At 43.4% G+C, this 15011-nt stretch carries 14 protein-coding genes; 11 read left to right on the forward strand and 3 right to left on the reverse strand.

Annotated features, from left to right (window positions below):
• Positions 1–4: 4 nt before the first annotated feature.
• Positions 5–2599, reverse strand: a complete 2595-nt coding sequence (locus QWZ01_RS04235; RefSeq protein WP_290321987.1) for a helix-turn-helix transcriptional regulator — start codon at positions 2597–2599, stop codon at positions 5–7.
• Between the two features lie 125 nt (positions 2600–2724).
• On the opposite strand from QWZ01_RS04235, the gene QWZ01_RS04240 reads away from it, so the two are divergent.
• The gene (locus QWZ01_RS04240; RefSeq protein ID WP_290321988.1) at positions 2725–3372 is read left to right on the forward strand and encodes a DUF4242 domain-containing protein; all 648 of its coding nucleotides are present in this window, start codon (positions 2725–2727) and stop codon (positions 3370–3372) included.
• Positions 3373–3457: 85 nt separating this feature from the next.
• Here QWZ01_RS04240 and QWZ01_RS04245 read toward each other — a convergent pair whose 3' ends face one another.
• Entirely contained in the window at positions 3458–3949 is a 492-nt protein-coding gene (locus tag QWZ01_RS04245) for a VOC family protein (protein WP_290321989.1), read from the reverse strand.
• A gap of 147 nt (positions 3950–4096) precedes the next feature.
• Here QWZ01_RS04245 and yihA point away from each other — a divergent pair, with 147 nt between their 5' ends.
• The 8 genes from yihA to QWZ01_RS04285 all read left to right on the forward strand — a co-directional run bounded on the left by yihA (position 4097) and on the right by QWZ01_RS04285 (position 11199).
• Positions 4097–4738 carry a ribosome biogenesis GTP-binding protein YihA/YsxC gene (gene yihA, locus QWZ01_RS04250; protein ID WP_290321990.1) on the forward strand — a complete coding sequence of 214 codons (642 nt, stop codon included), beginning with the start codon at positions 4097–4099 and terminating at the stop codon, positions 4736–4738.
• An 82-nt stretch (positions 4739–4820) separates the two neighbouring features.
• Positions 4821–5219, forward strand: coding sequence for an endonuclease domain-containing protein (locus QWZ01_RS04255; RefSeq protein ID WP_290321991.1), 399 nt, complete (start codon positions 4821–4823; stop codon positions 5217–5219).
• Between the two features lie 5 nt (positions 5220–5224).
• Positions 5225–6079 (forward strand): UbiA-like polyprenyltransferase, encoded by an 855-nt coding sequence (locus QWZ01_RS04260; RefSeq protein WP_290321992.1) that lies wholly within the window; start codon positions 5225–5227, stop codon positions 6077–6079.
• Positions 6067–6672 carry a Crp/Fnr family transcriptional regulator gene (locus QWZ01_RS04265; protein ID WP_290321993.1) on the forward strand — a complete coding sequence of 202 codons (606 nt, stop codon included), beginning with the start codon at positions 6067–6069 and terminating at the stop codon, positions 6670–6672. The genes QWZ01_RS04260 and QWZ01_RS04265 overlap by 13 nt, the downstream gene beginning before the upstream one ends.
• Positions 6673–6994: 322 nt before the next feature.
• Complete coding sequence (locus QWZ01_RS04270; RefSeq protein WP_290321994.1) at positions 6995–7927, forward strand: NAD-dependent epimerase/dehydratase family protein; 933 nt, start codon at positions 6995–6997, stop codon at positions 7925–7927.
• A 236-nt stretch (positions 7928–8163) separates the two neighbouring features.
• Complete coding sequence (locus QWZ01_RS04275; protein WP_290321995.1) at positions 8164–9864, forward strand: M3 family oligoendopeptidase; 1701 nt, start codon at positions 8164–8166, stop codon at positions 9862–9864.
• A gap of 24 nt (positions 9865–9888) precedes the next feature.
• Positions 9889–10377, forward strand: a complete 489-nt coding sequence (locus tag QWZ01_RS04280) for a glycosyl-4,4'-diaponeurosporenoate acyltransferase CrtO family protein (RefSeq protein WP_290321996.1) — start codon at positions 9889–9891, stop codon at positions 10375–10377.
• Positions 10378–10533: 156 nt separating this feature from the next.
• Complete coding sequence (locus QWZ01_RS04285) at positions 10534–11199, forward strand: hypothetical protein (RefSeq protein WP_290321997.1); 666 nt, start codon at positions 10534–10536, stop codon at positions 11197–11199.
• 194 nt (positions 11200–11393) lie between these two features.
• On the opposite strand, the gene QWZ01_RS04290 is transcribed toward QWZ01_RS04285, so the two are convergent.
• Positions 11394–12056 (reverse strand): phosphatase PAP2 family protein, encoded by a 663-nt coding sequence (locus QWZ01_RS04290; protein ID WP_290321998.1) that lies wholly within the window; start codon positions 12054–12056, stop codon positions 11394–11396.
• A gap of 80 nt (positions 12057–12136) precedes the next feature.
• Between QWZ01_RS04290 and QWZ01_RS04295 the strand changes: the two genes are divergently transcribed.
• On the forward strand, positions 12137–14068 hold the full coding sequence (locus tag QWZ01_RS04295) for an amino acid permease (protein ID WP_290321999.1): 1932 nt from the start codon (positions 12137–12139) through the stop codon (positions 14066–14068).
• Between the two features lie 203 nt (positions 14069–14271).
• A complete protein-coding gene (locus QWZ01_RS04300; protein WP_290322000.1) occupies positions 14272–14688 on the forward strand; it encodes a DUF5655 domain-containing protein in 417 nt (138 codons plus the stop codon).
• The last annotated feature ends 323 nt before the right edge of the window (positions 14689–15011 follow it).

Here is a 15011-nt window from a genome sequence, read left to right on the forward strand (position 1 = left end):
TTCCCTATTTTATAATGTTAAGACTGATGGCTTCCTGAACAGCCTTTGCCCGCGAGCTAACTTCCAGCTTAAACAATATGGACGAGATATGATGATCAACCGTTTTGGCCGATATGAAAAGCCTGGCGGCTATTTCCTTGTTTTGCATTCCTTCTTTTAACAACTGTAATACATCAAGCTCGCGCTCTGTTAAACGCGCCGAGTTTGACCGGGTAGATTTTCGTTGCCCCCGCGGAATGTTCTTAATGCCGCAGCTGCGCATTTCCAGTTTCATTTTTTGATAAACAGCATCTGCTCCCAACTGCTGAACAATGATTAAGGCTCTCCTTTTTTCGGGTTCATCGCCCTCAAATAACGCGAGTGCCTGTTCATAAGGACAACCCAGTTGCTCCCACAGGTCGGCGGCCTTCATAGCAACAGAGGGATTATATACCTGGTATCCCTCATAAAACTCCCGGAGCGGAATGTGTTGTTTCCTGGCTTTTAACAGCCAAAAGGCAAATTCATTATTTTCATAAATATTGCCCATGCGCTCAACCATGCTGATGGCAGTATCAATGGCCGCCTTTTCAATAACGATGCTGTCGGTTATCCACTCATATTCCAATAAAGCTACCAGCGCTGGTATAATGCGCTGCAGCTCCATCGTTTCAAATGCCATTGATTTAGCTTCGGCCAGCAAAGGGAATACATCGGTATCGCCCTTTCGCATTTTTATGGTGGCTAATACAACCAGGGCACCAATTTTAACAATTGGAGAGTGCATTTCGTTCTTAACCAGGCTCTCTGCCACGCGGCTGGCCTCATCCCAGTTTCCGGTTTCCAGATCTACACGGGCCTGGTGCGCCAGCATATAAGCCGACCACGAATCGAGGTTTCTTTTTTCGCAGTAACTTATACCCGCATCCATGGTTTTTTTTGCCAGCTCATAATCCTTAATTTTCACCGCGTTTGATGCCATGTTCACATATGCCCGGGCAGCGTGTTCGTGGTAGGAGTTTTTCAATGCAATATCAAGGCTTTGCTGCAACAGTTTTAGTCCTTTTTGCTCAGATGGCTTAATTTCCATTTGCACGGTACCCACATTATTTAAGGCGTGCGAAAGTATTTCGTCGTTACCCAGCTCCTGGGCCATTTCTATAGCCTGCGTACCCCAGAATATACATTCGGCCGGTTCGCCGGAAAGCATTTTTAGTTGCGACATATTACTGAACGCCATAGCCTTGGCACTTGAGGGTTGCTGATCACTTAGTATCCCAATGGCTTCGTTACCATACTTTTCGGCCTGTTTACGGTTGCCATCAAACCACCACAGGCGCGACAGGAACCGCATGCAATTACCTATCTTTTCAGCATCATTCTTTTCTCGCCAAATGTTTAAGGCCTTGGTTTGGTAAACAATGGCTTCTTTAATCTGGTTGGTTAAATAACACTCGTAGGCATATGATTCATAAAACCCGATCAGCACATCCTTATCATGCCCTTGGTAGTATTCTATAGCCGATAGGTATAGTTTTGATGCTTCAATATGTGCCCCAACACAAGCCGCCTTTTTGGCTGCTAGGGGCACGTAATGCACCACCATTTCATATTCATTGGCATTTTTAGCATGGTGAATAATGCGTTCGGTTTCCTGCCCGCTTTCAAAACTTTCCAGGAAAAGTTCAAGCACCCGTTTATTGAGCGAAACCCTTAAAAAAGGCGACAGGGACAATTCAATGGTTCGGCGGTATAATTCATGTTTAAAATGAATGAGTCCGTTATTAGGTATCAGTATCTTTGCCTCCAAACAGTTTTCAATGGCCTGGGCGTAACAGGGCTCCATTTTTTCAAGGTACTTAACCTCCAAACCGGTGGGCATTACCGAAAGTATTTGCCAAACCTGCTTCGTTTTATCATCAAGGCGGTTATATACTGATAGAATAGAATCTTTAATATTATCAGGCACACCAGGGCTGTAACTGGCCAGTATCTCGCTTACATAAAAAGGGTTACCGCCCGAAATTGCATAAACATCGTCGCCGTTGTACCCCTTCTCTCCCGCCATTTTATCAACCACCTCACGCGATAAGGGAGTGAGCTGTACACGGGTAAAAGAATCGGGCGGCAGCTGCCCCAGCACGGTTCTTAAAGGATGGCGCGAATGAATTTCATCATCGCGAAAGGTAAGCAGGAACAGGCAAGGTATCTGGGTGATACGCCGGGCAAAAAACTTTATAAAATCAAGCGTAGCCTCATCGGCCCAATGTATATCTTCAAATACAATAATGGTTGTTTGCTTTTGGTTACTTACCTCATGCAAAAACCGGGTAAACAAACCAGCCCTATCGGCAACCCTGCCGCCGCGTTCAAGATCGGTACCCAGTTGCCAGGCTATATCATAAAGCGGTGCCAGCGGGCGTGGAGAGAACAAGGCATCGCAGGTGCCCTGGTATATGCTGCTGTCTTTTTTACGTTCGCGGCAAAAGGCCCTTACTAATGATGTTTTACCCATACCAGCCTCACCGCTTATCATAATGCAATGCCCTTCGCCTTCTGCCACGTTTTCAAACTTTGCTTGCAGTAAGGCTAAAAATCCGGCCCGTTCAATCAGTTCCATGTTTGCCTTAAATAAAATGAGGAGATTTTAAGTCTAAAATAGGGAAAACTTCTTATATCCTATTGCACAATTACGGCTCTATTTGTAATGAATTATTTTATTTATAACCTTTAAATCAATTTATTATGAAAATTTCTTTTGTCCTGACGGTTACCTTTACTTCCATCCTGATCTCCTGCCATGTATACGCCCAGTCAGATGCAGCTACAGGTAACGGCTCATCTAATTCATCTAAAAAAACAACCGAAAATCTTTATATAGATGTGCATCACCTCGGAGCCGGTAAAGTAAAGTATGAGGACGTTGCCAAGGCCCATGCCAAGGACCTGGCAGTGCAGGGTAAATACGGCGTACACTTTTTAAAATATTGGGTTGATGAAGCAGCAGGCAACGTTTACTGCCTGTCATCATCGGCCGATACCGCATCCATCCGTAAAACCCATGCTGAAGCTCATGGCCTGCTGCCCGACCAAACCTACCTGGTAAAAGGCGGAGAAGAGGCGGCATTAAGATCAGGTAAAAACCTGTTTTTGGATGTACACAAGCTTGGCGCCGGAAAAGTTACCGCTAAGGATGTGGCAGCGGCTCACCAGAAAGACCTGGCTGTGCAGCAAAAGTACGGGGTTAACTTTATAAACTATTGGGTGAATGAAAAGGATGGTGTAGTGGTATGCCTTTCGCAAGCGGCAGACTCAACCGCCATTATCAACACGCACAGGGAGGCCCATGGTTTAATTCCTGCTTATGTAGAGCAGGTTAAGGCCGGCCATTAATTTGTTCAGGATAAACAAATCCCCACAACCTGTAAACCCTATTTTGCAGGCAGTGGGGATTTTTTTAGATAATATTAAATACGACTTACTGTTTAATGGTATTCAACAAGCCTTCGATATCCAGCCGGCGGGTAAACATGGTTAAGTTCCCGTCCTCATCTGTAGGCCATTGGTCTTTGGGCCTGTCCCAGTAAAGCTCAACACCATTTTGGTCGGGGTCATTCAGGTATATGGCTTCAGATACGCCATGATCCGATGCCCCGGTGATCTGGTATTTGGCATCAATTAAACGCTGCAAAGCTACCGCCAGATCCTTACGTTCCGGGTATAGTATAGCTGTATGGAACAAACCGGGCGCATACTCAGGTGCAGGCGGCGCTCCCTTACTTTGCCAGGTATTTAAGCCAATATGGTGGTGGTAACCACCGGCCGATATAAACGCGGCCTGATCGCCATACATCACCATTTTTTCAAAACCCAGCAGGCCGCAGTAAAAATCAAGCGAGCGCTGCAGGTCGCTTACCTTTAAATGCACGTGGCCAATACGGGTTTGGGCGGGTATTTTATATTCGTTCATTATATTACATGTTTAAACATCAAATTTAACTATAATTGCTTTCATATTTGTTTTCGCATTGTAAAACAAGTGCATGGTATGCAGGCACGTGAAAGCCTGATCTTTTTAAAGCTGTTAACGCACCACTAAAAATACTACCTTTGCAGCATGATTGTTAAATCGGCCGAATTTATTTGCAGTAATACCCAGATATCCAAATTGCCGCCACCGGTAAAACCGGAGTACGCTTTTATCGGGCGCTCAAACGTGGGCAAATCGTCCCTGATCAATATGCTTACAGGAAAAAAGGGATTGGCAAAAACATCGCAAACACCAGGTAAAACGCAGCTCATCAACCATTTTTTCATTAACGATAGCTGGTACATTGTTGATTTACCGGGTTATGGCTACGCGAGGGCTTCCAAAACAGAAAAGGCCAAATGGGATAAGTTTATCCACACCTATCTGGATAAGCGCGAAAGCCTGCAATGCGTAATGGTACTGATAGACAGCCGCCTTGAACCACAAAAGATAGATCTTGAATTTTGCAATTGGCTTGGTGAAAAAGGCTTGTCGTTTGTACTGGTATTTACCAAGGCCGATAAGCAATCAAGTGTAAAAACAGACCAAAATATAGCTAAGTTTAAAAAAGCGCTGTTGGCTACATTTGAAGAAGCGCCACACTTTTTCATTACCTCCTCAGAAACCCATGTCGGCCGCGAAGAGATACTGGCATTTATAGACGAGATCAATAAAAATTTTGTAATACCGCATTACACATCTCCTCTTGAAAGAGAGAATGGTGGGTAGCTTGCTAAGTTCCCCTCTTGAGAGGGGGGGCGCCGGAAAGTGTGGTGGCAGGGGTGTGTTATTAAATAGAAAGTAAATTATTATGCCCCGCAAAATCATTCCTTACAATCCAAAACTAAAAGATCTGGCGCGTAAGCTAAGAAAGGATAGTACATTAGGCGAAATATTACTTTGGAGAGAGTTAAAAGGTAAGCAATACTTTGAATATGACTTCCATCGTCAAATGCCACTATTAAATTATATTGTAGATTTTTATTGTAGTGAGTTAAATTTGGTGATTGAGATAGATGGAAATTATCACAATCATCAAGAAAAAGTTGAGGCTGATCAGATAAGAGATGAGGAACTTGCAAAATACAACTTAACAGTTATCCGGTTTAGTGAAACCGAGGTTAAAAAAGACATAGCGAACGTATTAAGAACAATTGAACAGCATATAGTAGAACACACCCCTTACCCCTCTCAAGAGGGGAGCATTTAATAAACATGAAAAAATATCTTTCATTAGTAACCTTTGCGCATACCATTTTTGCCATGCCGTTTGCATTTATCGGCTTCTTTTTGGCTGTTACTACTACTCAATACCGGTTCGACTGGCAAAAGCTTGTTTTGATGATATTGTGTATGATATTTGCCCGCAACTCGGCTATGGCCTTTAACCGCTATCTTGACCGCGATATTGACGCTCAAAACCCACGCACCAAACAGCGCGATATACCCGCTGGCCGCATCAGCGCCCCGGCGGCATTAACCTTTACATTGGTTAACTGCGCATTATTTATCCTTGCTACCTGGTTTATCAATCCGCTGTGTTTTTACTTATCACCGGTGGCTTTGTTTGTGGTGATGGGCTACAGCGCTACCAAACGTTTTACGGCGCTTTGCCATCTGGTACTGGGTTTGGGCTTGTCGCTGGCTCCTATAGGTGCTTACCTGGTGGTTACCGGGGAGTTTGCCTTAACACCTTTGTTTTTCTCGTTTTCGGTTTTATGCTGGGTGAGCGGTTTTGATATTATTTACGCCCTGCAGGACGAAGATTTTGACCGCGGACTAAAGCTGCACTCCATCCCGGCCTATATGGGTAAGGTGAACGCTTTACGGCTATCAACGTTTTTGCATGTGCTATCGGCCTTGTTTATCATGATGCCTGTGTTTTTTACGCACGTAGGCTTTTTATATTATATCGGCATCGCGTTCTTTTGCGCCATGCTTATTTACCAGCACCTGCTGGTAAAACCAAATGACCTTAGTCGCGTAAACTTTGCCTTTATGACTACCAACGGTGTTGCCAGCGTGGTATTTGCCGCTCTGTTTTTGTTAGACAGGGTATGGATACGCTAAACGCGCTTCAAAAATTCCGTCAGCATGTAGAAACCTACGTTTCTTTAAATGATGCCGAGTGGGAAGTGCTGGCACCTTATCTTGAGATCATCACGCTCAAAAAGAAGAAATATTTTGCTGAACCCGGCAAGGTATGTAACTATATTGGCCTGGTTGTTAAAGGTTCGGTGCGGTATTTTCACATTAAAGACGGCGAAGAGATAACCGGCTATTTCAGCTTCGAGAATGAAATGGCCAGCTCCTACAAAAGCTTTTTAACTCGCACACCGGCCATCAACTACATACAGGCCATGGAAGATGCCGTGATCGTAAATCTCAGCTACGCGCACATGCAGCAACTGTATGCCGATGACATCATTGGTGCTAAAATGGAACGTTTTTGCAGGCTTGTGGCCGAGCATTACCTCATTTGCTATGAGGACCGGGTTACCTCATTCATCACCCAAACTCCCGAAGAACGCTACAACAAACTACTGGAAACAGGTGGCGAGGTTTTGTACCGCATCCCCCAGCATTATATCGCTAATTTCCTGGGTATTACCCCCGTTTCGCTCTCACGGATCCGCCGAAGGATCATGAAGATAAGTGCATGATGGAGAGGGAAATTCTAAAATCGAAATCCTAAAATCTAAACCCTAAAATCTAAGTTCTAAATTCTAAAAAAGTTTGCCATCCTGAGCGATAGCGAATGATCTGTTCTGCGTTTTGTCTGAACCACGACTAAACAGATTAAATGATTGCTATGATTTTTTTAAACCGATTAATATCTTAAAATCCTTGAATCCGCTTAATCCTGGTTCAGACAAAATCCGAAATCGAAATTCCCAAATCCGAAATCACAATAATTCTTATCTTTTGTTAACGTTTTGACTTCCAAAGCCCTCCTACCTTTGTTAAACACAAAACGAAAAACATATGCATACTATATTAGGAGCCGGTGGCCCGGTGGCCAATGCCCTCACCCAGGAGTTAATAAATGCTAACCAAACCATCCGTTTAGTAAGCCGCAAACTCATACAAACTACAGGTGCGAATGTAACCTGGCAAAAGGCCGATCTGCTGAATTATGATGAAGTACTGGCAGCTGCTAAAGGTTCAACCGTAATTTACCTGGTTGCAGGTTTGGTTTACGACAAAGATATATGGAAGGTTCAGTGGCCAGTTATCATGCAAAACGTGATCAACGTTACCAAAGCTACCGGTGCCCGCCTCATATTTTTTGATAACGTTTATATGTATGGACTGGTTGATGGCCCCATGACCGAAAGCACACCCTACAAACCCAGCAGCATTAAAGGGCAGATTCGCGCGGGTATAGCGGATATGCTGATGAACGAAGTAAAGGCGGGCACTATTCGCGCCAGCATTGCCCGGGCACCTGACTTTTACGGAACCGACTCCACCAACAGCTTTATTGACATGATGGTACTGAGCAAATATGCCAAAAAGGAATCGGCACAATGGATGGGCGACCCCAACAAAAAGCACAACTACATTTATATTCCGGATGCAGGCAAAGCGGTGTTTTTATTGGGCCAAAACCCTGATAGCGATAACCAGATCTGGCATCTGCCTACCGCGCCTGTTATAACCGGCAAACAGTTTTTGGATATTGCCGCCCACATTTATGGGGTTAAACCCAAATACATGCACCTTACCAAATGGATGCTATGGCTTATAGGCCTGTTTAATAAACTGGTGATGGGTACGGTAGAAATGTATTACCAAACCGATCATGATTATATTTTTGATAGCAGCAAATTTGAAAAAGCCTTTAATTTTAAACCAACCAGTTATGAGGATGGTATAAAACACATGTCGGAAACGCTTTATAAGGTGCAGGCATAGAATTTTGTCAATAAGCAAAAGTCCGGGAGATGTAATTCAGTTTGAACCAATCCAGGTAATCATTGAATCCGCTTAATCGTGGTTCAGACAAATTCCGAAATCTTTCCAAATTGTAATTTTACAGCTCCGGACTTTTTATTTACATGGCGGTCTGCACATTTGCACATTTATAATTTGCACATCTGCATCCATAATCTGCACATTTGCATATACGCACATCTGCATATTATAAATTTATGATCCACAAAAAAGCAAGAACATATATCCCGGCCACGCTTGATATCAAGTGGGAAAACCTGGAACCGATCTACAAAGAACTGCTCGACCGTCCTATCAATTCGGTTGAGGAACTGGAAAAATGGCTGCACGATAAAAGCGAACTGGAAGCGGCCCTTGAAGAAGATTTTGCCTGGCGCTACATCCGCATGACCTGCGATACCACCAGCGAGGAACTGCTGCAAAACTTTCAGTATTTTGCTACAGAAATTGAGCCTAAAATTGCCCCTTACAGCAACGAGCTGAATAAAAAACTGGTGGCCAGTCCATTTGTTGACAAGCTTGACGGCGAAAAGTATTTCATCTTTTTACGCGCGGTTAAAAAAGCGCTCGAGCTATTCAGGGAAGAGAACATCCCGGTACAAACCGAGATACAGGTTGAACAGCAAAAATACCAATCCATCACCGGAGCCATGTCGGTTCATGTTGATGACAAGGAATATACTTTAGAGCAAGCCTCTGTATTTTTAAAGGGAACCGACCGCGCCAAACGCCAGGAGGTTTGGGAAAAGATAACTAATCGCCGCCTGCAGGATAAAGATCAGCTCGACCAGCTTTTTGATCACCTGCGTAAATTAAGGCATACCGTTGCCACCAACGCCGGTTTTGAAAATTTTAGGGATTACATGTTCCAGGCATTGGGCCGTTTTGATTATACCCCGCAAGATTGCTATGCTTTTCATGCCGCTATTGAAACCGAAATTGTACCCATTCTGCGCGAGCAGGCCGAAAAACGCAAGAAAGCCCTGGCACTGCCCGTATTAAAACCATGGGATATGGATGTTGATATATCGGGCAAACCTGCCTTAAAACCATTTAACAACGGCGCCGAGCTGGTTGAAAAATCAATTCAGTGCTTCAGTAACATCAACCGTTATTTGGGCGAGCGTTTGGAGATCATGAAGGATAATAACCTGTTTGATGTAGACAGCCGCATGGGCAAAGCTCCGGGAGGTTATAACTACCCCCTGGCCGAAACCGGCGCTCCTTTCATCTTCATGAACTCGGCCAATACCTTCCGCGATCTGACAACCATGGTACACGAAGGTGGCCACGCGGTGCATACCTTTTTAACTGCCGATCTGGAACTGAACGATTTTAAGCATTGCCCTTCAGAAGTGGCCGAACTTGCTTCTATGTCGATGGAGTTGATTTCCATGGATAACTGGGATGTGTATTTTGATAACGAGGAAGACCTGAAGCGTGCCAAACGCGATCAGTTGTTTGATGTATTGAAAACCCTGCCATGGGTAGCCGTGGTTGATCAGTTTCAGCACTGGATATACACCAACCCCGATCATACAGACCAGGACCGCAGAACCGCATGGATGGAAATTTATGAGCCGTTTGGCGCAGGCTTTGTTGACTGGAGCGAACATCCTGATGCCGAGGCCAACTTATGGCAAAAACAGCTGCATATTTTTGAGGTGCCTTTTTATTATATTGAATACGGCATGGCCCAATTAGGCGCAATTGCTGTTTGGAAAAACTATAAGGAAAACCCGCAAAAGGGATTACAGCAATACATTGATGCCTTAAAACTGGGTTATACCAAAACCATTAAGGAAATTTACGAAACAGCGGGCATCAAATTTGATTTCAGCGCTGCCTATGTAAAAGAACTGGCCGAATTTGTAAAGGCCGAAATGGATAAACTATAAAATGTAAACGGGATAAAGCACTATATGAACCAGGTAGTAAACTTATTTTGGACCATATTGTGCTTCATCCCGGTTATTACCTACTGGGTAAACGCCGACCGCTTGTTATGGTGCTTTATCTTTATTGGCCTTAGTCTGCTCAGCCTTTTAATACCCTTAAAACATTTACAACTAAGCCATAATCCTAAATTTTACGAATCGCTGGGAGTTAGGTTTGCACGCAAGTTTGTGCAACAAGGCGAATACGTAAACCTCTTCATCAGGAAAACCAATCCCAATTACCGCATAGTTAAACACAAAGCCAACGCTGCGCAATACCTGAAAACCACGGTAATGTACGAGCGTTTTCACTTAATGTGTTTTATATATTTCGTGCTAACGGCCATTCATACAGTAATAACCGGGCAGTATTTGCTTCTTGCACTCATCCTTATTGCCAACATTATTTACAATGTTTACCCCATATTACTACAGCAGTATAACCGGGCAAGAATAGCCAGATTCATCAAGTAGCAACCCTTTATAACTGGTTATTTCATTGTTATTATACAAAATCTGCGTACTTATTATCACTTACATCACACTGACTATCAACGCAGTAAAACATCATAAAAACGTAAACTCCATTATTTTTTAAAACTAATTGCGCTTTAGCAGGTTTAAACATCTATGAAAAAGATAATTTTAAGTATAACCTGCATACTGTTTACCGTTACTGCTTTTAGTCAGATTTTGAAGCCGGTAAATATAGACAGCCTCGTTTCAGTTTCGCTGCCTAAAGATTTTCAGAAGAAAGATACATTAGGTCAGCAAATATATTCTGCTAATGGAGCCTTTGGTTTTATAACCATTATCCGTGCACCGAACGCTAAAAACAACACCCCATTAAATAAAGAAAGAGATCTGAAAAAGGTTCTGAATACCTATATGGAGGGCATTCAGAAACAATCGCATAACGGGAGTGTTATGAATCCGCGCGATACGATTATAGGTAACCTTGAAGCCAAGGTTTTTACGTTGAGGGTTGATAACACCGGCTCAACTGGCGAACCTGTACAGCTAAGGCATTTCATTTTACTTTACACACAGGATGTTACCTACACGTTCCAGTATTTTTATGAAGAAAAACGCTTGGAATTAGCTAAAGATGAGTTAAAGAATTTTATAACTTCCATCAAAGTATCGCCAACGGTAAAACGTAACGAACAATATATTTCAAATGCCAAAGGATTATCGCCTGGCGCCAAAATTGCCATTTACGGCGGCGGCCCGGTCATCATCCTGATCATTCTATTCGCGGTGTTGCGCAAAAAGAAAAAAGGCGAAGAGGTTTAATAGAAGTCCTCTTAAAAAGTTACTTGTTATTAATAAAAAGCCACTTTTGTCATTGCGAGCGCAGCGTGGCAATCGCGAACATTACAGTCGAATCTGCACAGTTCGCGATTGCTTCGTCGTCCCTCCTCGCAATGACATTTTTTTTGTTATTGTGCATCCTGCATAGTTGTCAATGACAAAATTAGCGTAGAGCCTTATAGCCCACTACTTATCAAACCCCGGTTCCATTTATCGCTATGTATAAACTGCTTACTATCAAGCCAGCTCAGCCAAAAAACGGTAACCAATACCCCGATTACCGAGCCTGCCATAACATCCTCAAAAAAATGCTGACTCAGATACATTCTCGAATAGCCCACCAGTATGGCCACTAAAAGCGCTATTACTCCCCACCCCTTCTTTCTGCATAGATAAGTGATTACTACCCCGGCAGAAAATGCAGTAACTGTATGGCCCGAAGGGAAGCTGTGTGTACCCAGGATATAAAGCCCCTTAACAAAATGGATGCGGCTAAGCTCATGTACAAAATACACTCTTGGTCTTGGCGCATCAAATATGTATTTTAAAATTTGTGCCGCAATACTGGTCACCGCGAAACTTGAAGCCAGTAGTAAGGCTTTCCGGTAGCTGAACAAGGCTACAAAGGCCGATAAAATAAGTACCGTGAACCCTTCGCCAAGATCGGTGATGTAGGGCATAATGGCATCGGCCCACAAACTATTGAGGCCATTTACAGTAAAATATATAATTTCGCGGCTGTAAATGAATTTGATGATCAAACAGGCGCATAATACCAGCAGATAAAGTATAAAAAATGGCCTTATCCGGTACAAAACATCTTTAACGCCTATCTTCATTGGCGCAAAATAAGCATATACTTATTCAATGCAAAAAAATGATTATGTTTGAGTTGAGTTAGACTAATTAGTTGAATTAAATGTCGAAAAGCATATTTCGTAAAAAATCTGTAGAAAAAATATTACATGATGTTGAGTGTGGATTTAGTGATAGCGAGCACCCGGGTACAACAACATCGCAACTCAAAAAAGAACTAAATGTTAAGGATCTGACACTGATGGGCATAGCTGCCGTTGTTGGTGCCGGTATATTTTCAACCATAGGCGAGGCATCTTTTCATGGCGGTCCCGCGGTATCCATTTTATTTGTAGTTACAGCCATTACCTGTGGCTTTTCGGCCCTTTGCTATGCCGAATTTGCCTCACGCATCCCGGTTGCGGGCAGCGCTTACACTTATGCCTACGCCTCATTTGGCGAATTAATTGCCTGGATCATTGGCTGGGATCTTTTAATGGAATACGCCATTGGCAACATCGCCGTTGCTATATCCTGGAGCGAGTATTTTGTGAACCTGCTGGAAGGCTTTAATATCCACATGCCCAAATACCTTACCATGGATTACGTATCGGCCCTGCGCGGGCATGAGGCAGTTGTGGCTGCTGGTAACCACGTGGCCGATATCAGCGAACGTGTACAAGCTGCGGCATTAGCCTGGAACACAGCCCCCGGAATAGGCAATTTTAAGCTGATAGCCAACCTGCCTGCCTTAGGTATTGTTATCATCATCACCTACCTGGTTTATGTAGGTATCCGCGAAACCAAAAAGGCTACCAACGCCATGGTTATCTTAAAAATTGTGATCGTGATAGCGGTTATTGTAATCGGCTTTTTTTATGTAACGCCTGCAAACTGGCACCCGTTTATGCCTAACGGTTTCAGCGGTGTAATGAAGGGTGTATCCGGCGTATTTTTTGCCTATATCGGTTTTGATGCCATATCAACCACTGCCGAAGAGTGCGAAAAACCCCAGCGCGATCTGCCCCGAGGTATGATCTACTCGCTAATCATTTGCACCGTACTATATATATTGATTGCCTTGGTACTAACAGGTATGGTAAGTTATAAAGATCTCCAGGTAGGCGATCCGCTGGCCTTTGTATTTGCAAAGGTTGGCTTGCATAACATCAGCTATATTATCTCCATAAGCGCGGTTATTGCCACGGCCAGCGTTTTGCTGATATTCCAGTTAGGCCAGCCCCGCATATGGATGAGCATGAGCCGTGATGGCTTATTGCCAAAGGCGTTTTCACGCATTCACCCAAAATTCCAAACCCCGGCCTTTGCTACTGTGGTTACCGGCTTTGTGGTGGCCATACCTGCCTTGTTTATGAACCTTACCGAGGTTACCGACCTTACCAGTATTGGTACCCTGTTTGCCTTTGTATTGGTGTGCGGTGGTGTGCTTTTGCTACCCCGCGAAGCTGCACAGGCTGGTAAATTCCATTTACCTTACGTTAACGGCAAATGGATTGTTCCGCTCATCACGCTGGTTATTTTAGGCTCATGCGTCTACTTTAAACCAGCGCCTCAGGTTGAAATGATGCAGTTTAAAAAGATAAAGGAAAAATCGGCAATTATTGATGATTTGAGCGCGGCTGATAACACCGCCCTGCTCAATACATGCAGTACGCTCTTTGGAGATCAAAACATTAACAAAACAGCACCAACCCCGTATTTTAAAAACCTGGAAGAAGATAAATTTAATACCGCCCTGAGGGCTACCCCATCAATCAGCGATGCTAAAAAATACCGCCTTGGGTTAGACGGCTTTCTGTATAACTTCCCTAATTACCTGTTCTTTATCCTGATCATCATCATCAGCGTTTATAGCTTTATTAAAAACTTTTCGCTGATACCGGTACTGGGCCTCATGAGCTGTTTTTACCTCATGACCGAGCTTGGCTACACCAACTGGCTGCGCTTTTTAATATGGCTGGTTATCGGCCTGGTTATTTACGGCACATACAGCTATAAAAACAGTGTATTGGGTAAAGAAACTGCAACAGCATAATTTAGGTAACATCAATCCCGTAGGGATATCCTGTTTATAGCCTTCATCCAAAAACATCAGCTCCGTAGGTGCTGCCTGATTATATTTTATAAAAAGGGAGCTCCTATGGAGCTAAAAACATTTTAACTTTATTGCTATAAACAGGGTGCCCCTATGGGGCTTTTTAATTATGCCGATCTGGATGATCAATTAACATAACCTATATGTGGATATGCCCCATATGCAACCGCGAATTTGCCAATACCAACCAGGTACATTCCTGCCGTGAGCGTAACCTGGGCGATTTTCTGCAGGGGAAATCTGAACATACTATTGCGCTGTTTGATCACTTCGTTACCGAGTATCTGCAGATAGCCCCCATCAAGGTATATCCCACCAAAAGCATGATAGCTCTTGGCGATCGCATAAACTTTGCCTATGTTACCCAGTTAGGCAAAAACTTTATTGATGTAGTATTTCCCTTTCATGAGATATATGCCGATAACCTGTGTTTTACCAAAATAAAGACCGTGCCCGGCACTAATGACCATAACCACTATTTCAGAATGTACCTGAAGGAGGATGTTAACGATGAGGTTAAAGGGTATATGAAAATGGCTCATGAGCAAAGCCTCAACTAAATCCGCTCAAAGGAATGATAGTTCATGAAAAGATAGTTTCGTCAAGTTAGCCTGTTTAGCTACTCACCCCTACATCGGCAGGCTCGTTGACCCTATCATTGCGGCGAAGCCAGAGAGAGTCGACAAGTGAAGCGTAAACCGGGTGAGCCATTTTATAACCTTCCTGATTCTGCCGTTAAATTATAATGCAAGCATGTTGGTTATTATTCCGTACCTTAACAAGGGCCGGTTGATCTGCTTTACTTCACCATATAATATTCAACTTACCAATTTGAATATTATCTTATAAATTTTACTTCAAATTAAATTGGTATAGTTTATGC

The organism is Mucilaginibacter aquaedulcis (assembly GCF_030409325.1).
Classification (GTDB): Bacteria; Bacteroidota; Bacteroidia; order Sphingobacteriales; family Sphingobacteriaceae; genus Mucilaginibacter; species Mucilaginibacter aquaedulcis.

Bases quoted from the DNA above. Each gene is read 5' to 3' on its own strand.
- QWZ01_RS04235 (WP_290321987.1), bottom strand. From the start codon at position 2,599: ATGGAACTGATTGAACGGGCCGGATTTTTAGCCTTACTGCAAGCAAAG.
- QWZ01_RS04240 (WP_290321988.1), top strand. From the start codon at position 2,725: ATGAAAATTTCTTTTGTCCTGACGGTTACCTTTACTTCCATCCTGATC.
- QWZ01_RS04245 (WP_290321989.1), bottom strand. From the start codon at position 3,949: ATGAACGAATATAAAATACCCGCCCAAACCCGTATTGGCCACGTGCAT.
- yihA (WP_290321990.1), top strand. From the start codon at position 4,097: ATGATTGTTAAATCGGCCGAATTTATTTGCAGTAATACCCAGATATCC.
- QWZ01_RS04255 (WP_290321991.1), top strand. From the start codon at position 4,821: ATGCCCCGCAAAATCATTCCTTACAATCCAAAACTAAAAGATCTGGCG.
- QWZ01_RS04260 (WP_290321992.1), top strand. From the start codon at position 5,225: ATGAAAAAATATCTTTCATTAGTAACCTTTGCGCATACCATTTTTGCC.
- QWZ01_RS04265 (WP_290321993.1), top strand. From the start codon at position 6,067: ATGGATACGCTAAACGCGCTTCAAAAATTCCGTCAGCATGTAGAAACC.
- QWZ01_RS04270 (WP_290321994.1), top strand. From the start codon at position 6,995: ATGCATACTATATTAGGAGCCGGTGGCCCGGTGGCCAATGCCCTCACC.
- QWZ01_RS04275 (WP_290321995.1), top strand. From the start codon at position 8,164: ATGATCCACAAAAAAGCAAGAACATATATCCCGGCCACGCTTGATATC.
- QWZ01_RS04280 (WP_290321996.1), top strand. From the start codon at position 9,889: ATGAACCAGGTAGTAAACTTATTTTGGACCATATTGTGCTTCATCCCG.
- QWZ01_RS04285 (WP_290321997.1), top strand. From the start codon at position 10,534: ATGAAAAAGATAATTTTAAGTATAACCTGCATACTGTTTACCGTTACT.
- QWZ01_RS04290 (WP_290321998.1), bottom strand. From the start codon at position 12,056: ATGAAGATAGGCGTTAAAGATGTTTTGTACCGGATAAGGCCATTTTTT.
- QWZ01_RS04295 (WP_290321999.1), top strand. From the start codon at position 12,137: ATGTCGAAAAGCATATTTCGTAAAAAATCTGTAGAAAAAATATTACAT.
- QWZ01_RS04300 (WP_290322000.1), top strand. From the start codon at position 14,272: ATGTGGATATGCCCCATATGCAACCGCGAATTTGCCAATACCAACCAG.